This window comes from Agrobacterium rubi TR3 = NBRC 13261 (genome assembly GCF_000739935.1).
GTDB classification, from domain to species: Bacteria; Pseudomonadota; Alphaproteobacteria; order Rhizobiales; family Rhizobiaceae; genus Agrobacterium; species Agrobacterium rubi.
On sequence record NZ_BBJU01000016.1, the window covers coordinates 86333 to 103705 of the forward strand.

A 17373-nucleotide genomic window follows, 5' to 3' on the forward strand; every position below is an offset into this window, starting at 1 on the left:
GCGGGATTTCACTTGAAACCCCGCTGACTGAAAAAGCAAGTTCGATCAGAGATCGAGAACCAGACGCTCGGGATCCTCAAGGCTTTCCTTGACGCGCACGAGGAAGGTCACGGCTTCCTTGCCGTCAACGATACGGTGATCGTAGGACAGCGCTAGATACATCATCGGACGGATGACAACCTGGCCGCCGATAGCGACCGGACGCTCCTGAATCTTATGCATGCCGAGAATACCGGACTGCGGTGCGTTGAGGATCGGCGAAGACATCAGCGAGCCGTAGACGCCACCATTGGTGATAGTAAAGGTGCCGCCCTGCATGTCGGCCATGCCGAGCGAACCATCGCGGGCTGCCTTGGCAAGACGACCGAGTTCCTTTTCAACGCCTGCAATCGAGCGCTGGTCGGCATCGCGGATGACCGGAACCACAAGGCCCTTGTCCGTGCCGACAGCCATGCCGACGTGACAATAGTTCTTGTAGATGATGTCGGTGCCGTCGATCTCAGCGTTGACGGCTGGCAGTTCCTTCAGGGCGTGTGTCACGGCCTTGGTGAAGAAACCCATGAAGCCGAGCTTGACGCCATGCTTCTTCTCGAACACGTCCTTGTAGCGATTGCGTAGTTCCATGACCGCCGTCATGTCCACTTCGTTGTAAGTGGTGAGCATCGCGGCTGTGTTCTGTGCGTCCTTCAGGCGACGTGCGATCGTCTGGCGCAGGCGCGTCATCTTCACGCGCTCTTCGCGAACAGCATCGCTTTCCGAAGAAACCGGGCGAGGTGCAGCAACGGCAGCCGGGACTGCGGCTGGTGCAGACGTACCCTTAGCAACAGCGGCCAGAACGTCGCCCTTCAAGACCTGTCCGCGCTTGCCGGAACCATCGACCTGATCGGCAGAAAGGTTGTTTTCGGACAAAAGCTTGCCAGCAGCCGGTGCAGGCGGCATGGAGCTTGGCGCAGCAGACGAAACGGCAGCAGCTGGTGCGGCGGCAGCAGCCGCTGACTCAGGTGCCTTTGCAGGCGCAGCAGCCGGTGCGGATGGAGCAGCGCCCGCTGCACCTTCTGCGATCTGGCCAAGCAGAGCGTCAAGGCCAACCGTCTCGCCATTCTGGGCAACGATCTCGGTCAGCACGCCGGAGGCGGGTGCCGGAACTTCAACGGTTACCTTGTCGGTTTCCAGCTCTACCAGCGGCTCGTCGGCCTTGACGGTATCGCCAACCTTTTTGAACCATGTTCCGACAGTTGCTTCGCTGACGGATTCGCCGAGGGTTGGTACGCGGATTTCAGTGGCCATGATCTAGTTCCGTTTCATCAAATATCGGTTTTGAGAGGGTGCGTGTGGGAGAGTTTTCACTCTCCCAGCGCGTCTTCCAGGAATGCCGCGAGCTGCGCGAGGTGCTTGGACATCAGGCCTGTTGCAGGCGATGCAGCTGCCGGGCGACCCGTGTAACGGACCTTCTGGTACTTGGCATCGATATGGGCCAGAACCCATTCCAGATAAGGGTCGATGAACGACCACGCACCCATGTTCTTCGGCTCTTCCTGGCACCAGACCATCTCTGCGTTGCGGAAGCGGGACAGCTCGTTGATGAGCGCCTTGGCCGGGAACGGATAGAGTTGCTCGATGCGCAGCAGGTAGACGTCGTCAATGCCGCGCTTTTCGCGCTCTTCGAGCAGATCGTAGTAGACCTTACCCGTGCAAAGCACGACGCGACGGATCTTCGAATCCTTCTGCAGCTTGATCGGACCGTCCTTGATGACCTCCGCATCGTCCCACAGAAGACGGTGGAAGGAGGACTCGCCACCCAGTTCCGTCAGCGAAGACGTCGCCCGCTTGTGGCGCAGAAGGGACTTCGGCGTCATCAGGATCAGCGGCTTGCGGAAGTCGCGCTTCACCTGACGGCGCAGGATGTGGAAATAGTTAGCCGGCGTCGTAACGTTGGCGACCTGCATGTTGTCTTCGGCGCACATCTGCAACCAGCGTTCCAGACGAGCGGACGAGTGTTCCGGGCCCTGACCTTCATAACCATGCGGCAGAAGGCAGACGAGACCGGACATGCGCAGCCACTTGCGCTCACCAGACGAGATGAACTGGTCGAACACGACCTGCGCACCATTGGCGAAGTCACCGAACTGGGCTTCCCAAAGCGTCAACGCATTCGGGCGAGCAAGCGAGTAACCGTATTCGAAGCCGAGAACGGCTTCTTCCGAGAGCATCGAGTTGATGACTTCGTAGCGTGCCTGCGTCGGCGCAAGGTTTGCCAGCGGAATGTAGCGCTCTTCCGTCTCTTGATCATAAAGAACCGAGTGGCGCTGCGAGAACGTGCCGCGTTCGCAATCCTGACCGGAGAGACGGATCTTGTGACCGTCAACGACCAGCGAGCCAAACGCCATGGCTTCCGCCATCGCCCAATCCAGACCTTCGCCGGTCTCGATCATCTGCGCACGGTTTTCCATGAAGCGCTGGATGGTCTTGTGCGCCTTGAAGCCTTCCGGGATGGTCGACAGCTTGCGGCCGATTTCCTTAAGCTGCTTCATCGGTGCGCCGGTCTTGCCACGGCGCTGCTCATCGGCATTGTCGGCGGCACGAAGACCGGACCACTGACCGTCCAGCCAGTCGGCCTTGTTCGGCTTGTAGCTCTGGCCAGCTTCGAATTCCTGCTCGAGATGCGCGCGCCAATCGGCCTTCATCTTCTCAAACTCGCCTTCGGTCAGAAGACCCTCGGCAATCAAACGCTCGGCATAGATGTTCGCAACGGTCTTGTGGGCACGAATGACCTTGTACATCTTAGGCTGCGTGAACGACGGCTCGTCGCCTTCATTGTGGCCGAAGCGGCGGTAGCAGAACATGTCGATGACGACAGGCTTGTGGAACTTCATGCGGTATTCGGTGGCGACCTTGGCCGCATAAACAACAGCTTCCGGATCGTCACCGTTGACGTGGAAGATCGGCGCTTCGATCATCTTGGCAACGTCAGATGGATACGGCGACGAGCGCGAAAAGCCCGGGTTCGTCGTAAAGCCGATCTGGTTGTTGATGATGACGTGCATGGTGCCGGCAACGCGGTGGCCGCGCAGGCCAGACAGGCCGAGAATTTCAGCAACGACACCCTGACCTGCAAAGGCAGCATCGCCATGCAGAAGCAGCGGCAGAACCTTGGCACGCTCCGACAGCGGAATGGTATCGCCATCCCATGCCTTGGCGAGCTGGTCCTGCTTGGCGCGGGCCTTGCCCATGACAACAGGGTTGACGATCTCAAGGTGAGATGGGTTGGCCGTCAGCGACAAGTGAACTTTGTTGCCATCGAATTCGCGGTCCGACGATGCACCCAGATGGTACTTCACGTCGCCGGAACCTTCGACATCGTCAGGCTTGAACGAACCGCCCTTGAACTCGTGGAACACAGCGCGGTGCGGCTTGCCCATGACGTTGGTGAGAACATTGAGGCGACCACGGTGGGCCATGCCGAGAACGACCTCTTCCAGGCCTTCCTGACCACCGCGCTTGATGATCTGTTCCAGCGCAGGAATGAGCGACTCGCTGCCATCCAGACCGAAACGCTTGGTGCCCTTGAAACGAACGTCCAGGAACTGCTCGTAGCCTTCGCCTTCGATCAGCTTGGACAGGATCGCCTTCTTGCCTTCGGCGGTGAAAGCAACGCCCTTGTCCTGCCCTTCGATACGCTCCTGAATCCAGCCCTTTTCTTCCGGGCTCGACATATGCATGAACTCGACACCGAGCGTCGAGCAATAGGTGCGCTCCAGAATCTCGATCATTTCGCGTACGGTCGCGTATTCGAGGCCGAGCACGTTATCGATGAAAATCTTGCGGTCGTAATCGCTTTCCTCAAAGCCATAGGACTTCGGCGACAACTCGTCATAATCCTCGACGGCGCTGGCGATGCCGAGCGGATCGAGCTTGGCGTGCAAGTGGCCGCGCATGCGGTAAGCACGGATCATCATGATGGCGCGAACGCTATCGCGTGTCGCACGAAGAACCTCGGCTTCGCTGACGGTCTTGCCGGTTTCAGCGCCCTTGGCTTCCGCCTTGGCCTGAACCTTCTTTTCGATGGCCTTTTCGACGGTGGCCCAGTTGCCATCCAGTGCCGAAATCAGGTCGCCATTGGCCGCAATCGGCCAGTTCGAGCGCTTCCAGGAAGCACCCTTCGCCGCAGCCTTCACGTCTTCGGGATTGTCGGAAAGCCCCTTGAAGAAGCTCTGCCATTCTGGCGATACGGAGGATGGATCCTCCTCATACCGGGCATAGAGCTGCTCGATATAGGCTGCATTCGCGCCGTCCAGAAACGACGTGATCGAAAACTGCTCGTTGGCTTCTTGCCTTGCCATGGTGCTTTCGCGGACGTATTCGCCCGCCTCCTCAATCCCGTTGATGACCGTTGCCGGTCTGCCGCTTAGTCTCCGATGCAAAAGCATCGACTATTCCTCTTGCGGCTTCGGGCAGGCCGCCGTTTCCGACCCCTGCCCGCTGCCAGATATATGTCTGTCTCAGCCCTTGAGGACTTCGACCAGCGTCTTGCCAAGGCGTGCAGGCGAAGGCGATACCTTGATACCAGCCGCTTCCATGGCCGAAATCTTGGATTCCGCATCACCCTTACCGCCGGAAACGACAGCACCGGCGTGACCCATGGTGCGGCCCTTAGGCGCCGTACGACCGGCGATGAAGCCAGCCATTGGCTTCTTACGGCCCTTCTTGGCTTCATCGATCAGGAACTGTGCTGCTTCTTCTTCCGCTGCACCGCCGATTTCGCCGATCATGATGATCGACTGTGTCGCTTCGTCAGCCAGGAACATTTCCAGGATGTCGATGAACTCGGTACCCTTGACCGGGTCGCCACCGATGCCGACAGCCGTCGTCTGGCCAAGGCCTTCGTTGGATGTCTGGAACACGGCTTCATATGTAAGTGTGCCTGAGCGCGACACAATACCGACGGAACCCTTGCGGAAGATCGAACCCGGCATGATGCCGATCTTGCATTCTTCCGGCGTCATGATGCCTGGGCAGTTGGGCCCCAGCAGACGCGAGTTGGAACGGTCCAGCCGTGCCTTGACGCGAACCATGTCCATGACAGGAATGCCTTCGGTAATGCAGGTGATGAACGGAATTTCCGCATCGATGGCTTCGATGATGGCATCGGCAGCGCCTGCTGGCGGAACATAGATGACAGACGCATCAGCGCCCGTCTTTTCCTTGGCTTCCGCAACGGTCGCATAGATCGGCAGGCTTTCGCCCTTGGAGCCAGTCCATGTTTCGCCACCCTTCTTCGGGTGAATACCGCCGACCATCTGCGTGCCGTAATAAGCAAGCGCCTGTTCGGTGTGGAACGTGCCGGTCTTGCCGGTCAGACCCTGAACGAGGATCTTGGTGTCTTTATTTACAAGAATAGACATTATTTCCAGTCCCTCAATTAGGCGTTGATCGCCGCAACGATCTTCTTGGCTGCATCGTCAAGGTCGTCAGCAGCCGTAATTGCAAGACCCGATTCGTTCAGAAGCTTCTTGCCCAACTCGACATTGGTGCCTTCAAGGCGCACGACGAGCGGAACCTTGAGACCAACTTCCTTCACCGCAGCGATCACGCCCTCGGCGATGACGTCGCACTTCATGATGCCGCCGAAGATGTTGACGAGGATGCCCTCGACCTTCGGGTCAGCGGTAATGATCTTGAACGCAGCCGCGACCTTTTCCTTGCCAGCGCCACCGCCGACGTCACAGAAGTTAGCAGGCTCTTTGCCGTACAGCTTGATGATATCCATCGTTGCCATGGCAAGACCGGCGCCATTGACCATGCAGCCGATGTTGCCATCGAGCGCCACATAGGCGAGGTCCCACTTGGAGGCTTCGATTTCCTTGGCGTCTTCTTCGGTCTCGTCGCGCAGCAGCTTCACGTCGTCGTGACGGAAAATCGCGTTGCCATCGAAGGACATCTTGGCGTCGAGAACGCGCAGGTGACCATCGGTCATGACGATCAGCGGGTTGACTTCGAGAAGAGCCATGTCCTTTTCGACGAAGGCTTTGTAGAGCGCAGGGAAGAGCGCCTTGGCGTCTTCGGCAGCAGCGCTCGAAAGCTCCAATGCTTTGGAGATCGCTGCGATGTTCTCATCCGTTACACCGGCTTCAGGTTCAATCGCGATGGTGTGGATTTTCTCAGGCGTGTCGTGGGCGACAGCTTCAATGTCCATGCCGCCTTCGGTGGAAACCACGAAAGCTACCTGACCAACGGAACGGTCAACGAGCAGCGAGCAATAGAGTTCGCGGTCGATGTCTGCGCCGTCTTCGATATAGAGGCGGTTGACCTGCTTGCCAGCATCGCCCGTCTGCGCTGTGACCAGCGTGTTGCCGAGCATGTCCTTGGCGTGAGAAACGACTTCCTCGATGGACTTGGCCAGGCGAACGCCACCCTTTGCATCAGGGCCGAGTTCTTTGAACTTGCCCTTGCCGCGGCCACCAGCGTGGATCTGGCTCTTGACCACGTAAAGTGGGCCAGGAAGCTGCTTTGCAGCGGCTTCGGCTTCTTCGACCTTGAGGATAGCAACCCCTTCGGCCACCGGCGCACCATAGCCCTTCAGAAGAGCCTTGGCCTGATATTCATGAATATTCATGGATTAATCCCTGTTTGTGCCGAAAGGCAATTACTTCAGCGACGGAGCAATATTGACGCAGGCTTCGCAAAGACCTGCAACCGCGCCGACGGACTTCTGGAAGGCAGCTTCCTCGTCCTTGTTGAGTTCGATTTCGATGATGCGCTCGATACCGCCTGCACCGATGATCGTGGGAACACCGACATACATGTCGTTCACGCCGTACTGGCCGGACAGATAGGCGGCAGCAGGCAGAACGCGCTTCTTGTCCTTGAGGTAGGACTCAGCCATTTCGATAGCCGAAGCAGCAGGCGCATAGTAGGCCGAACCGGTCTTCAGCAGGCCGACGATTTCCGCACCGCCGTCACGCGTGCGCTGAACGATCTCTTCCAGACGCTCGGCAGTGAGCCAGCCCATCTTGACGAGGTCCGTCAATGGAATGCCGCCAACGGTGGAGTAGCGCGCCAAAGGCACCATGGTATCGCCGTGGCCGCCGAGAACGAATGCCGTCACGTCCTGAACGGAGACGTTGAATTCTTCAGACAGGAACAGACGGAAGCGCGCGCTGTCGAGAACGCCAGCCATGCCGACGACCTTGTTCTTCGGCAGACCGGAGAACTTCTGGAGAGCCCAGACCATCGCATCGAGCGGGTTGGTGATGCAGATAACAAAAGCGTTCGGGGCATATTTCTTGATGCCAGCGCCGACCTGCTCCATGACCTTGAGGTTGATGCCGAGAAGATCGTCGCGGCTCATGCCGGGCTTACGGGCAACACCGGCAGTTACGATGCAAACGTCTGCGCCTTCGATGGCAGCATAGTCGGAAGCGCCCGTCAGCTTGGCATTGAAACCTTCGACCGGACCGGACTGGGCAATATCCAGACCCTTGCCCTGCGGAATACCGTCAGCAATATCGAAGAGGACGATATCGCCCAGTTCTTTCAGGCTGGCCAAATGCGCCAGCGTGCCGCCGATCATGCCAGAACCAATAAGTGCAATCTTTTTGCGAGACATCGAATGCTTCCTCTCGAGCTTCAATTCAATTTCGCCGCGGATGTATGGCGGCTTTAAATTGTCGCACTCGACTTAGCTTTATTGTAGATAAATGGCAACAGATAGTTTTGATGTCAGTATTTTCAATCGTTTAGATCATAAAATACTTACGTAAACGTAAGAAATTAAGTTATAAAAGTGTCACGCAGCGGCGCGTTTTTCGTTGTGTAACGCCAAATAGTCGGCGCTTCGCATCTCGAACAACCGCGAAGCGGTGCGATCAAACTCGAAACCTTCCGTACCCTTGCGCTTCTCCAGCAAATCTTCCGGCATAGCCGCAGCCGACGCGAAGACCCTTACCGTACGATCGTAGAAGGCATCGATGAGGATGATGAAACGCTTCGTTTCATTGCGCTTGTCGGCATTCAGCAACGGAATATGGTCGATGAAAACGGTATCGAAACGGTCAGCGATGGCCAGAAAGTCCGAAGCACCAAGCGGCTTTTCACAGAGATCGGAGAATGAAAAACGCGCAACGCGACCGGCAGCCTGCGGCACGGGCACCGAGCGTCCCTTCCTGGCAATCTCGGTGGGTGCGCTGACGTGACCTTCTGTCAATTGCCGCCAGGCCACATCCATGGCCTTGTCGGCGGCTTCGTCCAACGGCGTCACATAGACCGGCAGGCTCTTGATCTTTTCCATCCGATAATCGGTCGGGCTATTCAGCGTGACGACCTCGACATGCTGCTGTAGCAAATCGACGAAAGGGAGAAACAAGCTGCGATTGAGCCCATCCTTGTACAGATTGTCCGGCAAGACGTTCGACGTCGTCACCAGCACGCATCCATTGGCGAAAAGTTCGGTAAACAGCCGGGCAAGGATCATCGCATCGGCGATATCCGTGACCGAAAACTCATCGAAACACAGCAGTTCCGCCTCGGCCAGCAACTGTGCGGCAACGGGCGGGATAGGGTCCGCCTGCTTGGTCTCGCCGTTCTTCAATTTCTGGCGATGCGCATGGACGCGATTATGGACGTCTGCCATGAATTCGTGAAAATGGCAGCGGCGTTTCTTTTCGATCGGCGCCAACTGAAAAAACATGTCCATCAGCATGGTCTTGCCGCGACCGACACTACCCTCGACGTAGAGACCTTTGACGGACGAAGCAGGCCCGGCTTTCTTGGCGAACATCCAGCCCAGCGCGCTTTTCTTCTTGGCGGGTTTGCGGATTTTGAGATCGGTCAGAATACGATCGAGATGGGCGGCCACATCCAGTTGTGCGGCGTCGGCCTTCAGCTCGCCAGAGGCGGTCAATGTGTTGAGTTGCTCAACGACGCTATGATTGTAGTCCGGTAATGGCTTCATAAACATGCCTCAGGCGCGAGCAACGTGAAACGCTGCCCGCGTGACAAAAATTATCGGCTGAGGCTGAGTGGCTGACCGCTGTTGGTCGTGCCGTCGTAACGGGTATCGCCGGTCTTGTAGACACGACCGATCGTATCGCCGGCGCGGTTCTTGAACTGAACCATCTTGTTGGAGACTTCCCATGATCCCATGGACGACAATTCACCCGCGCAACCACGCGTACCACCACGCGAGCCACTGCCGAGGTTCGTCAATGTCAGGAACATATCGCAGCTTGCGCCGCCGTTTGACACGCGCCAGTTGCCGACCATGGCTTCCTTGGTAACATCCATGGCAGCAGCCGGAGCAGCAGAGGCAACGTTTGTGCCACCAGGTGCTGCATTTGCAGGCGCATTCGGGAACTGTGCGGAGCCGCCAGGAGGTGGCAACGCACCGGACTGCACTGACGGTACCGGCTGCGCCTGAAGCGGCGGAGTATAACCGGGATTGCCGCTTGGAGCGCTATTGTTGTTGTAATCGAAGGAGGTACGCTGGCAACTGGCAAGGCTCATAACGACCGCTAGACCCGTCACCACATATCTGAACTGCATTTCAAGCTCCCGATTTTCTGCTTCGGCAGGACCATGTCTACACAAAACGGCTGAATTATTACCAAAGCATTAGCTAACGCAAGCTGCTACCGCGATAATTGCAATTTCAGTCGATTTTTATAGAAATTTCCAGCCCAGTTATTATCAAACAGGCCACGACGGGGAAGTCGCGGCCTGTTCACTATCTTCGATTATGAGCCACCTTTAAACGCGACGCTCGACCATCATCTTTTTGATCTCGGCGATAGCCTTGGCAGGGTTCAGACCCTTCGGGCACGCCTGCGCGCAGTTCATGATCGTGTGGCAGCGATAGAGGCGGAACGGATCTTCGAGGTTATCGAGACGTTCACCGGTTGCCTCATCACGGCTGTCGATGAGCCAGCGATAGGCCTGGAGCAAAACGGCAGGACCGAGATAGCGGTCGCCATTCCACCAGTAGCTGGGACAGGATGCCGAGCAGCAGGCGCACAGAATGCACTCATAGAGGCCATCCAGCTTCTGACGGTCATCATGGCTCTGCTTCCATTCCTTGGCAGGCGTCGGAGACACCGTCTTCAGCCAAGGCTCGATGGAGCGGTGCTGGGCGTAGAAATTGGAAAGATCAGGAACGAGGTCCTTCACGACGGGCATATGCGGCAGAGGATAGACCTTCACCGTGCCGGAGATTTCTTCCATGCCCTTGGTGCAGGCCAGCGTGTTCGTGCCATCGATGTTCATCGCGCAGGAACCGCAAATGCCCTCGCGACAGGAACGGCGCAACGTCAGCGTCGGATCGACATTGTTCTTGATGTAGAGAAGCGCATCGAGAACCATCGGGCCGCAATCATCGACATCGATGTAATAGGTATCGATGCGCGGGTTCTGGCCGTCGTCAGGGTTCCAGCGGTAAACCCGGTATTCGCGAACATTCTTCGCGCCTGCCGGCTTCGGCCAGACCTTGCCTTCGGTCATCTGAGAGTTCTTGGGAAGAGCAAGTTCAACCATGTCCAGTTCCTCTCAAATCAATAGACGCGTGCTTTGGGCGCGATCTTCTGGAGATCGATGCCCTCGGCAATGAGATCGGTGTGAACCGGACGGTAATCAAGCTTCACATCGCCCTGCTCGTTGACCCAGGCCAGCGTGTGCTTGCGCCAGTTGACGTCGTCGCGACCACCGAACGGACCATCGACGAAGTCTTCACGCGCATGGCTGCCACGGCTTTCCTTACGGGCTTCCGCGCCGTAAACCGTGGTGATGGCATTGGCCATGAGGTTTTCGAGTTCGAGCGTTTCCACCAGATCGGAGTTCCAGACCATCGAACGGTCCGTGACCTTGATGTCAGGCAGCTCTTTCCAGATGGCGGAGATGCGCTTGCAACCGCTTTCCAGCGATTCCTGCGTGCGGAACACGGCGGCATCGTCCTGCATGGCACGCTGCATCTTGTCGCGCAGAACGGCGGTTGGTGTACCGCCATTGGCGTTGCGCAGGCGGTCGAAGCGATCCATGATCTTGTCGCAGGCAGCGACGTTGAGCGCTGGAACAGCACTGGCACGATCGATCACTTCGGCGGCGCGAATAGCAGCAGCGCGACCGAACACAACAAGGTCGATCAGCGAGTTGGAGCCGAGGCGGTTCGCACCATGCACGGAGGCGCAACCGGCCTCACCAACGGCCATCAGGCCCGGAATGATCCGCTCTGGGTTCTCGCTATCGGCATTCAGCACCTCGCCCCAATAGTTGGTGGGAATGCCGCCCATATTGTAGTGAACCGTTGGCAGAACCGGGATCGGCTCGCGCGTTACGTCCACGCCTGCGAAAATCTTGGCGCTTTCGGAAATGCCCGGCAGGCGCTCGTGCAGAATGGCAGGATCGAGGTGATCCAGATGCAGGAAGATATGATCCTTGTTCTTGCCAACGCCACGGCCTTCACGGATTTCCATGGTCATACAGCGCGAAACAACGTCACGCGAGGCGAGATCCTTGGCGGATGGCGCATAGCGCTCCATGAAGCGCTCGCCTTCGGAGTTGACGAGATAGCCGCCTTCACCGCGCGCACCTTCGGTAATCAGACAGCCTGCGCCGTAAATACCGGTTGGGTGGAACTGAACGAATTCCATGTCCTGAAGTGGAAGACCGGCGCGGGCAACCATACCGCCGCCATCACCTGTGCAGGTATGCGCCGATGTTGCCGAGAAGTAGGCGCGGCCGTAACCACCGGTCGCCAGAACGACCATCTTAGCCGTAAAGCGATGAATCGTGCCGTCATCGAGGTTCCAGGCAACGACGCCCGTGCAACGGCTGCCATCATCGGACATGATGAGGTCGAGCGCAAAATATTCGATGAAGAATTCGGCATTGTTGCGCAGCGACTGGCCGTAAAGCGTGTGCAGAATGGCATGGCCGGTACGATCGGCAGCAGCGCAGGTGCGCTGTACCGGCGGGCCTTCGCCGTAATTCTGCATGTGGCCGCCGAACGGGCGCTGGTAAATCTTGCCTTCGGCGTTACGCGAGAACGGCACGCCGTAATGCTCCAGCTCATAGACCGCCTTCGGCGCCTCCATGGCCAGATACTGCATGGCGTCCACGTCGCCTAGCCAGTCGGAACCCTTGACGGTATCGTAAAGGTGCCACTGCCAGCTATCCGGCGTCATGTTGTTGAGCGAGGCGGCAATACCGCCCTGTGCCGCAACCGTGTGCGAACGGGTCGGGAAAACCTTTGTGATGCAGGCTGTCTTGAAGCCCTGTTCGGCCATGCCGAGCGTCGCGCGAAGACCCGCGCCACCGGCACCGACGACGATCACATCATAGGAGTGGTCGACGTAAGTATAGGCCTTGCCGTTCTGAGTGGGTGAACTGATCGATGCCATGACGGATTATCCTGCGAATGCGATTTTCAGAACGGCGAAGAGACAGAGACCAGCCATGATCACCGAGAAGAAGGTGTTGAGCATCAGAAGAACCAGCTTCGGCACTTCCGCATGAACATAGTCTTCGATGATGACCTGCATGCCCAGCTTCATGTGGATGATACCGGAGACGACGACAAGAACCATCGTCACGGCAACCAGCGGGTTCGAAAGAGCCGAGGCAACCACGTCGTACGGCGCGCCGCCATACATGACCAGAAACACGACGAAGAAGATCAGCAGCGGCACGTTGGCAATCGCGGTGACGCGCTGGCGCCAGAAGTGCTCGGTGCCTTCCTTGGCAGAACCCAGACCGCGAACCTTATTGAGAGGTGTACGCATATCCATGACAGTATCTCCTAGCGCACGATCAGGGCGACAACCCAGATCAGCGCGGTCAGACAGATCGAAACCACCCAAGACGCCTTGGCGATCTTCGTGGTGAAATGCTTGTCGAAGCCATGGCCCAGATCCCACATGAAGTGGCGAAAACCACCCAGCATGTGATGAACCAGCGCCCAAGTGTAGCCGATCAGCACAAGCTTGCCGATGATGGAGCTCATGGCCCACTGAACCCAGCTATAGGCATCGACACCCGACGCCGTCGCGATCAGCCACCAGGCGACCAGCAACGTGCCGAAGTAGAGCGCAGCACCGGTAATACGATGCACGATCGACGCAAGCATGGTTGGAATAAGCTTGTAGACTTGAAGATGCGGCGACAATGGCCGATTGCTTGTCGTATTCGCCATATAAACCTCACGGCGTTCCTGCGCCTCGAATTGCGGGCGCCCCCAAACAACGCACATGACGGAGGAATGTGCATTGCACCAACCGCGACCTTTAATAGCACGGCGTCATCACCACAAGCACAATTGCCAGCGGAAACGAATTTAATCGATTGTGGCTAGAAGAATCTTTGCAAATCCGGGGATCGAAAATAAAATATCCAGCGTTTCCAATTGAAGACCCACAAATTATCTTACGTCAACGTCAATAAAAATGTCACCTAACGGCGATTTCGACCATTAAAAATCCGGAGAGTATTCGTCATGTTATCGACCCGAATCGCCGCCGCTATGATAGCAATCACCGGCTCATGTGTCGGCAATTCCTATTCATATGCAACCGACCATTTCGAGTCGAAAAACCGGTTCTATAGTCATCGACAACAGCATCGTTCCTACTACGGTGGTGACGGGTTACCGTCTCATATCGGCGGCGTCGGGACATATGCGGGCGGCATCTCCGCAATCCGGGCGCCACAAAACGGCATCTACTTTGCAGCGGATGATGGTGTCGGCATACGCTATTCTTCAACAACCCGAAGCGCGGTCAGGCCACGCATTATCCACGTCAACAAAAAGACGGTGGGCGCAGAATGCTCCTATGAAGCAGGCGTCTGCGTTATCCGCCCCTAGACAAACGTCCAGACTGTGGTTTTCTTAACATCGCTGTCTTCGAGTACCCGTGTCACCGGCACCTCATATGTTGCACAAGCCTGCAACAGCTTTTGCGGCAGATATGCCCGTCCGGGGTCCCCGACCAGAACGACAACTCCCTTTTGCGTGAGCGCTGAAAACCATGGCGCGAGAACCTCGGCAAACGCCCGATCATAAAAAACATCACCCGCCAGCAACACATCGGCTTCTACGTCATCGCCGATGATGTTCTCGCCGGAAAAACCGATCTCGACATTGTTTTCCGCCGCATTGAGAAGAATGGCTGTCTTTGCCCATGGGTCGATATCAACAGCCATCACGCCGGCCGCACCTGCTTTGGCAGCTGCAATCGCCACAAGGCCGGAGCCGCTGGCAAAATCCACCACGCGCTTTCCGACAACCACCTCAGGATGATCGAGAATGTAACGCGCAAGGCCCTGTCCGCCCGCCCAGGCAAAGGCCCAGAAGGGCGGCGGCAGGCCGATCTCCTGCAACTCTTCCTCCGTCTTCAGCCAGAGTTCATGGGCCTCACTGGCCAGATGCAGTCGGATTTCCGGCACATGCGGCGGGGCCATGACAGTTGTATTGTCGCGGATGAAGACCTGCGGATCGGTTTTCAATCCGCTCAGTCCGGAGAGCGTGGAGGCTTGTCGAGCTTGCCCATGCGGCAGACCTCGAGATATTCCTCCAGCAACACCGGCTGTACGGAAAGCCGCATGGAGGTAACGAGAGACATTTCCGCAAGCTTCGGATTGGCCTTCACATCCTTCAGCGTCACCGGCGTCGGCATATCGCAAACGGCCTTGATATGCACGCAGTCCCAGCGCGCATCGCCTTCTGCCGTTGTGTCAGGGCGCGACAACTCACAGACCTCAACGATGCCGACGACCTCCAGCCCCTCGTTGGAGTGGTAGAAAAAGCCTTTGTCGCCAATCTTCATCGCACGCATATTGTTGCGTGCCTGATAATTGCGAACGCCGCCCCACTCTTCGCCAGCCTCGCCTTTGGCCTTCTGCTGTTCCCACGACCATGTGGATGGCTCGGACTTGAAAAGCCAGTAATTCGCCATGTCAGCTCACACTCCCGGATTGTTGAAGACCCAATTATAGGGCTTCACATCGACGCTTTCGAACAGACCCGCCTTGGCGTAAGGGTCGGCATCGGCCAGAGCTTTGGCCGCATCGATATCGGCTGCTTCCACAATCACCAGGCTGCCGTTCGGCTTTCCCTCAGAATCCAGAAACGGACCGGCCATTTTCAGCGTCCCTTCGGCATTGAGTTTGTTGAGATGCTCCAGATGCACGGGGCGTGTGTCCATGCGCACATGCAGATGGTCGGGCTTGTCTTTGCAGATGAAGGCAAACAACATTTTCGTCTCCTCTTGAGGGCCCTACTCGGTGGTGATGGGCCGTGTCATCAATTGTTGGATGGCGGTTGTGATATCAAGCCTGCCGTCGATGATAGCGGCAACGGCGTCCGTCACAGGCATTTCGATCCCGAGACCATCGGCGAGGCGTGAAGCCACAGAGGCAGCGTAAGCGCCTTCCACCAGCCCTCCATGGAACGAGTCGGGATCGCCACCCTGTCCCAGCGAGATACCGAAACGCAGATTGCGCGACTGATGGCTGGTGGTCGTCAGAACCAGATCGCCAAGGCCGGAGAGACCACGCACCGTATCCGCCTGCCCGCCCATGGCAACCACGAGACGCGACATCTCTGCCAGTCCCCGCGAGATCAGTGCCGCCCGCGCCGAATCGCCAAGACCGGCGCCCTCAACAATGCCACCAGCAATGGCCAGCACGTTTTTCAGGGCACCGCCCAGTTGCACGCCGATGCGGTCCGTCGACGCGTAGAGCCGAAAGGTGCGGCCGGAAATCGTCTGCGCCAGTCGTTCAGCGACACAGACATCCGCCGCTGCGACAGCCATTGCCGTCGGCAATCCCTTGGCGATGTCAGCAGCGAAACCGGGGCCGGACAACACGCCGACCGGGTGATGCGGCAACTCATGCTCCAGCACATCCGTCAACAACTGGCCAGAAGAACGATCTATCCCTTTTGCACAGGTGACAATAACAGCATCATTAGCCAGGTAAGGACCGTAATTGCGTGCGGCGTAGGCCTGCGCCTGCGATGGCATGGCGAAGAGAACGATGCCCGCATCCCGCAACACTTCGGGTTCGGCAGAATAGTGCAGGGAATCCGGCAGAGAAATACCCGGCAGCGCCGCATCGTGCACGCCATCGTCCCGCAGGTCTGCCATCAAGGCGGCATCCCGGCCCAACAGCGTCACGTCATGGCGATTTTCGAGCGCAACGACCACGGCAATGGCCGTGCCGAAAGCACCGGCGCCGATGACGACGATCTTTTCACGCTTTGTCATGCCTTCGCTCCCCGCTTGCCAAAGCCGATCAACGTTTGCGCCTGCGCATCCAGCGGCCAGCGCGAGCGAGGCTGCACGTCGAGATTGTCAGGCTCCATGCCCTGCGCCATCCGCTCAAGCCCCGCCCATGCGATCATGGCCGCATTGTCGGTGCACAGCTGCAAAGGCGGCGCGATGAAGCGAAAACGGTGCTTGTCGCACAAATCCTGCAACGTGCGGCGTATCTCCTGATTGGCGGCAACGCCGCCCGCGACCACCAGTGACGGTCCACCGTCGACCTCTGGGAACTCGTCCAGAAACCGTTGCAAGCCGCGGCCGATGCGATCCTTCAACGTACGAGACACCGCCTTTTGAAAGGACGCGCAGATATCGGCGATATCCTGATCGGAAAGAGGTGCTATCGCGGTAGCCGCCTGGCGAACCGCCGTCTTCAGGCCGGAAAACGAAAAATCGAGCCGCGCTTCACCCACCATGGGGCGCGGCAGTGCAAAGCGGTGTGCGTTGCCGGTCGCGGCGGCTTTTTCAACAGCGGGTCCACCGGGATAAGGCAACCCCAAAAGCTTGGCCGTCTTGTCGAAGGCTTCGCCCAAGGCATCATCGATGGTCGTGCCCCAGCGTTCATAGTGTCCGACGCCGCGCACGAGAATGAGCTGGGTATGACCGCCAGAGACCAGAAGCATGAGATAGGGAAAGGACAGGCCATCCGTCAGCCGCGCCGTCAGCGCATGACCTTCCAGATGGTTGATGGCATAGAGCGGCTTGCCCGCCGCCTTGGCAATCGCCTTGCCCGTCATCAACCCCACGATCAGCCCACCGATCAATCCCGGACCGGAAGTGGCGGCCACGGCATCGATATCGGCAAGTGTGACGCCAGCCTTGCCGAGCGCTTCCTCGACAAGCGTATCAAGCGCTTCGACATGGGCGCGTGCGGCGATTTCCGGTACCACACCGCCATAGGCACTGTGTTCCTCCAGCTGCGACAAAACGACGTCGGAGACGATCTCGCCTCGACCGTCAGCGTGCCGAACCACCACGGATGCAGCGGTTTCGTCGCAACTTGTCTCAATGCCGAGGATACGAAGAAAGGGGGTCATCAGCCGGTTCGTTGATTGCGGTGTTTCAGAAA

The 17373-nt window shown here is 57.9% G+C and carries 17 protein-coding genes; 1 reads left to right on the top strand and 16 read right to left on the bottom strand.

From position 1 onward, the window contains the following. Nucleotides 1–45: 45 nt before the first annotated feature. The 11 genes from odhB to sdhC form a co-directional block, all read right to left on the bottom strand. Nucleotides 46–1287 (bottom strand): 2-oxoglutarate dehydrogenase complex dihydrolipoyllysine-residue succinyltransferase, encoded by a 1242-nt coding sequence (gene odhB / locus RRU01S_RS13780; RefSeq protein WP_045230850.1) that lies wholly within the window; start codon nt 1285–1287, stop codon nt 46–48. Between the two features lie 56 nt (nt 1288–1343). Beyond that, entirely contained in the window at nt 1344–4340 is a 2997-nt protein-coding gene (locus tag RRU01S_RS13785) for a 2-oxoglutarate dehydrogenase E1 component (protein ID WP_045230851.1), read from the bottom strand. A gap of 159 nt (nt 4341–4499) precedes the next feature. Beyond that, nucleotides 4500–5402, bottom strand: a complete 903-nt coding sequence (sucD, locus tag RRU01S_RS13790; protein WP_045230852.1) for a succinate--CoA ligase subunit alpha — start codon at nt 5400–5402, stop codon at nt 4500–4502. A 17-nt stretch (nt 5403–5419) separates the two neighbouring features. Then, nucleotides 5420–6613, bottom strand: coding sequence for an ADP-forming succinate--CoA ligase subunit beta (gene sucC, locus RRU01S_RS13795; RefSeq protein WP_045230853.1), 1194 nt, complete (start codon nt 6611–6613; stop codon nt 5420–5422). Between the two features lie 30 nt (nt 6614–6643). Beyond that, nucleotides 6644–7606 carry a malate dehydrogenase gene (gene mdh, locus RRU01S_RS13800; protein WP_045230854.1) on the bottom strand — a complete coding sequence of 321 codons (963 nt, stop codon included), beginning with the start codon at nt 7604–7606 and terminating at the stop codon, nt 6644–6646. 180 nt (nt 7607–7786) lie between these two features. Further along, nucleotides 7787–8950 (bottom strand): cell division protein ZapE, encoded by a 1164-nt coding sequence (gene zapE, locus RRU01S_RS13805; RefSeq protein ID WP_045230855.1) that lies wholly within the window; start codon nt 8948–8950, stop codon nt 7787–7789. 50 nt (nt 8951–9000) lie between these two features. Next, nucleotides 9001–9540 carry a protease inhibitor Inh/omp19 family protein gene (locus RRU01S_RS13810; protein ID WP_045230856.1) on the bottom strand — a complete coding sequence of 180 codons (540 nt, stop codon included), beginning with the start codon at nt 9538–9540 and terminating at the stop codon, nt 9001–9003. A 204-nt stretch (nt 9541–9744) separates the two neighbouring features. Further along, on the bottom strand, nt 9745–10524 hold the full coding sequence (locus RRU01S_RS13815; RefSeq protein WP_045230857.1) for a succinate dehydrogenase iron-sulfur subunit: 780 nt from the start codon (nt 10522–10524) through the stop codon (nt 9745–9747). A 17-nt stretch (nt 10525–10541) separates the two neighbouring features. After that, on the bottom strand, nt 10542–12386 hold the full coding sequence (gene sdhA / locus RRU01S_RS13820) for a succinate dehydrogenase flavoprotein subunit (protein ID WP_045230858.1): 1845 nt from the start codon (nt 12384–12386) through the stop codon (nt 10542–10544). Between the two features lie 6 nt (nt 12387–12392). Next, complete coding sequence (gene sdhD, locus RRU01S_RS13825; protein ID WP_045230859.1) at nt 12393–12773, bottom strand: succinate dehydrogenase, hydrophobic membrane anchor protein; 381 nt, start codon at nt 12771–12773, stop codon at nt 12393–12395. An 11-nt stretch (nt 12774–12784) separates the two neighbouring features. After that, a complete protein-coding gene (sdhC, locus tag RRU01S_RS13830; RefSeq protein WP_045230942.1) occupies nt 12785–13177 on the bottom strand; it encodes a succinate dehydrogenase, cytochrome b556 subunit in 393 nt (130 codons plus the stop codon). A gap of 300 nt (nt 13178–13477) precedes the next feature. Between sdhC and RRU01S_RS13835 the strand changes: the two genes are divergently transcribed. Then, nucleotides 13478–13846, top strand: coding sequence for a hypothetical protein (locus RRU01S_RS13835; protein WP_131367796.1), 369 nt, complete (start codon nt 13478–13480; stop codon nt 13844–13846). Here RRU01S_RS13835 and RRU01S_RS13840 read toward each other — a convergent pair. The 5 genes from RRU01S_RS13840 to tsaD are packed head-to-tail and all read right to left on the bottom strand — an operon-like array spanning nt 13843 to nt 17341. Next, nucleotides 13843–14487 (bottom strand): class I SAM-dependent methyltransferase, encoded by a 645-nt coding sequence (locus RRU01S_RS13840; protein ID WP_045230861.1) that lies wholly within the window; start codon nt 14485–14487, stop codon nt 13843–13845. The genes RRU01S_RS13835 and RRU01S_RS13840 overlap by 4 nt on opposite strands. A 5-nt stretch (nt 14488–14492) precedes the next feature. Then, the gene (locus tag RRU01S_RS13845; RefSeq protein ID WP_045230862.1) at nt 14493–14936 is read right to left on the bottom strand and encodes an EVE domain-containing protein; all 444 of its coding nucleotides are present in this window, start codon (nt 14934–14936) and stop codon (nt 14493–14495) included. A gap of 6 nt (nt 14937–14942) precedes the next feature. Next, nucleotides 14943–15236 (bottom strand): YciI-like protein, encoded by a 294-nt coding sequence (locus RRU01S_RS13850; protein WP_045230863.1) that lies wholly within the window; start codon nt 15234–15236, stop codon nt 14943–14945. 21 nt (nt 15237–15257) lie between these two features. Beyond that, on the bottom strand, nt 15258–16247 hold the full coding sequence (locus RRU01S_RS13855) for an NAD(P)H-dependent glycerol-3-phosphate dehydrogenase (RefSeq protein ID WP_045230864.1): 990 nt from the start codon (nt 16245–16247) through the stop codon (nt 15258–15260). After that, the gene (gene tsaD / locus RRU01S_RS13860) at nt 16244–17341 is read right to left on the bottom strand and encodes a tRNA (adenosine(37)-N6)-threonylcarbamoyltransferase complex transferase subunit TsaD (RefSeq protein WP_045230865.1); all 1098 of its coding nucleotides are present in this window, start codon (nt 17339–17341) and stop codon (nt 16244–16246) included. Before tsaD ends, RRU01S_RS13855 begins: the two co-directional genes overlap by 4 nt. Between the last annotated feature and the right edge of the window lie 32 nt (nt 17342–17373).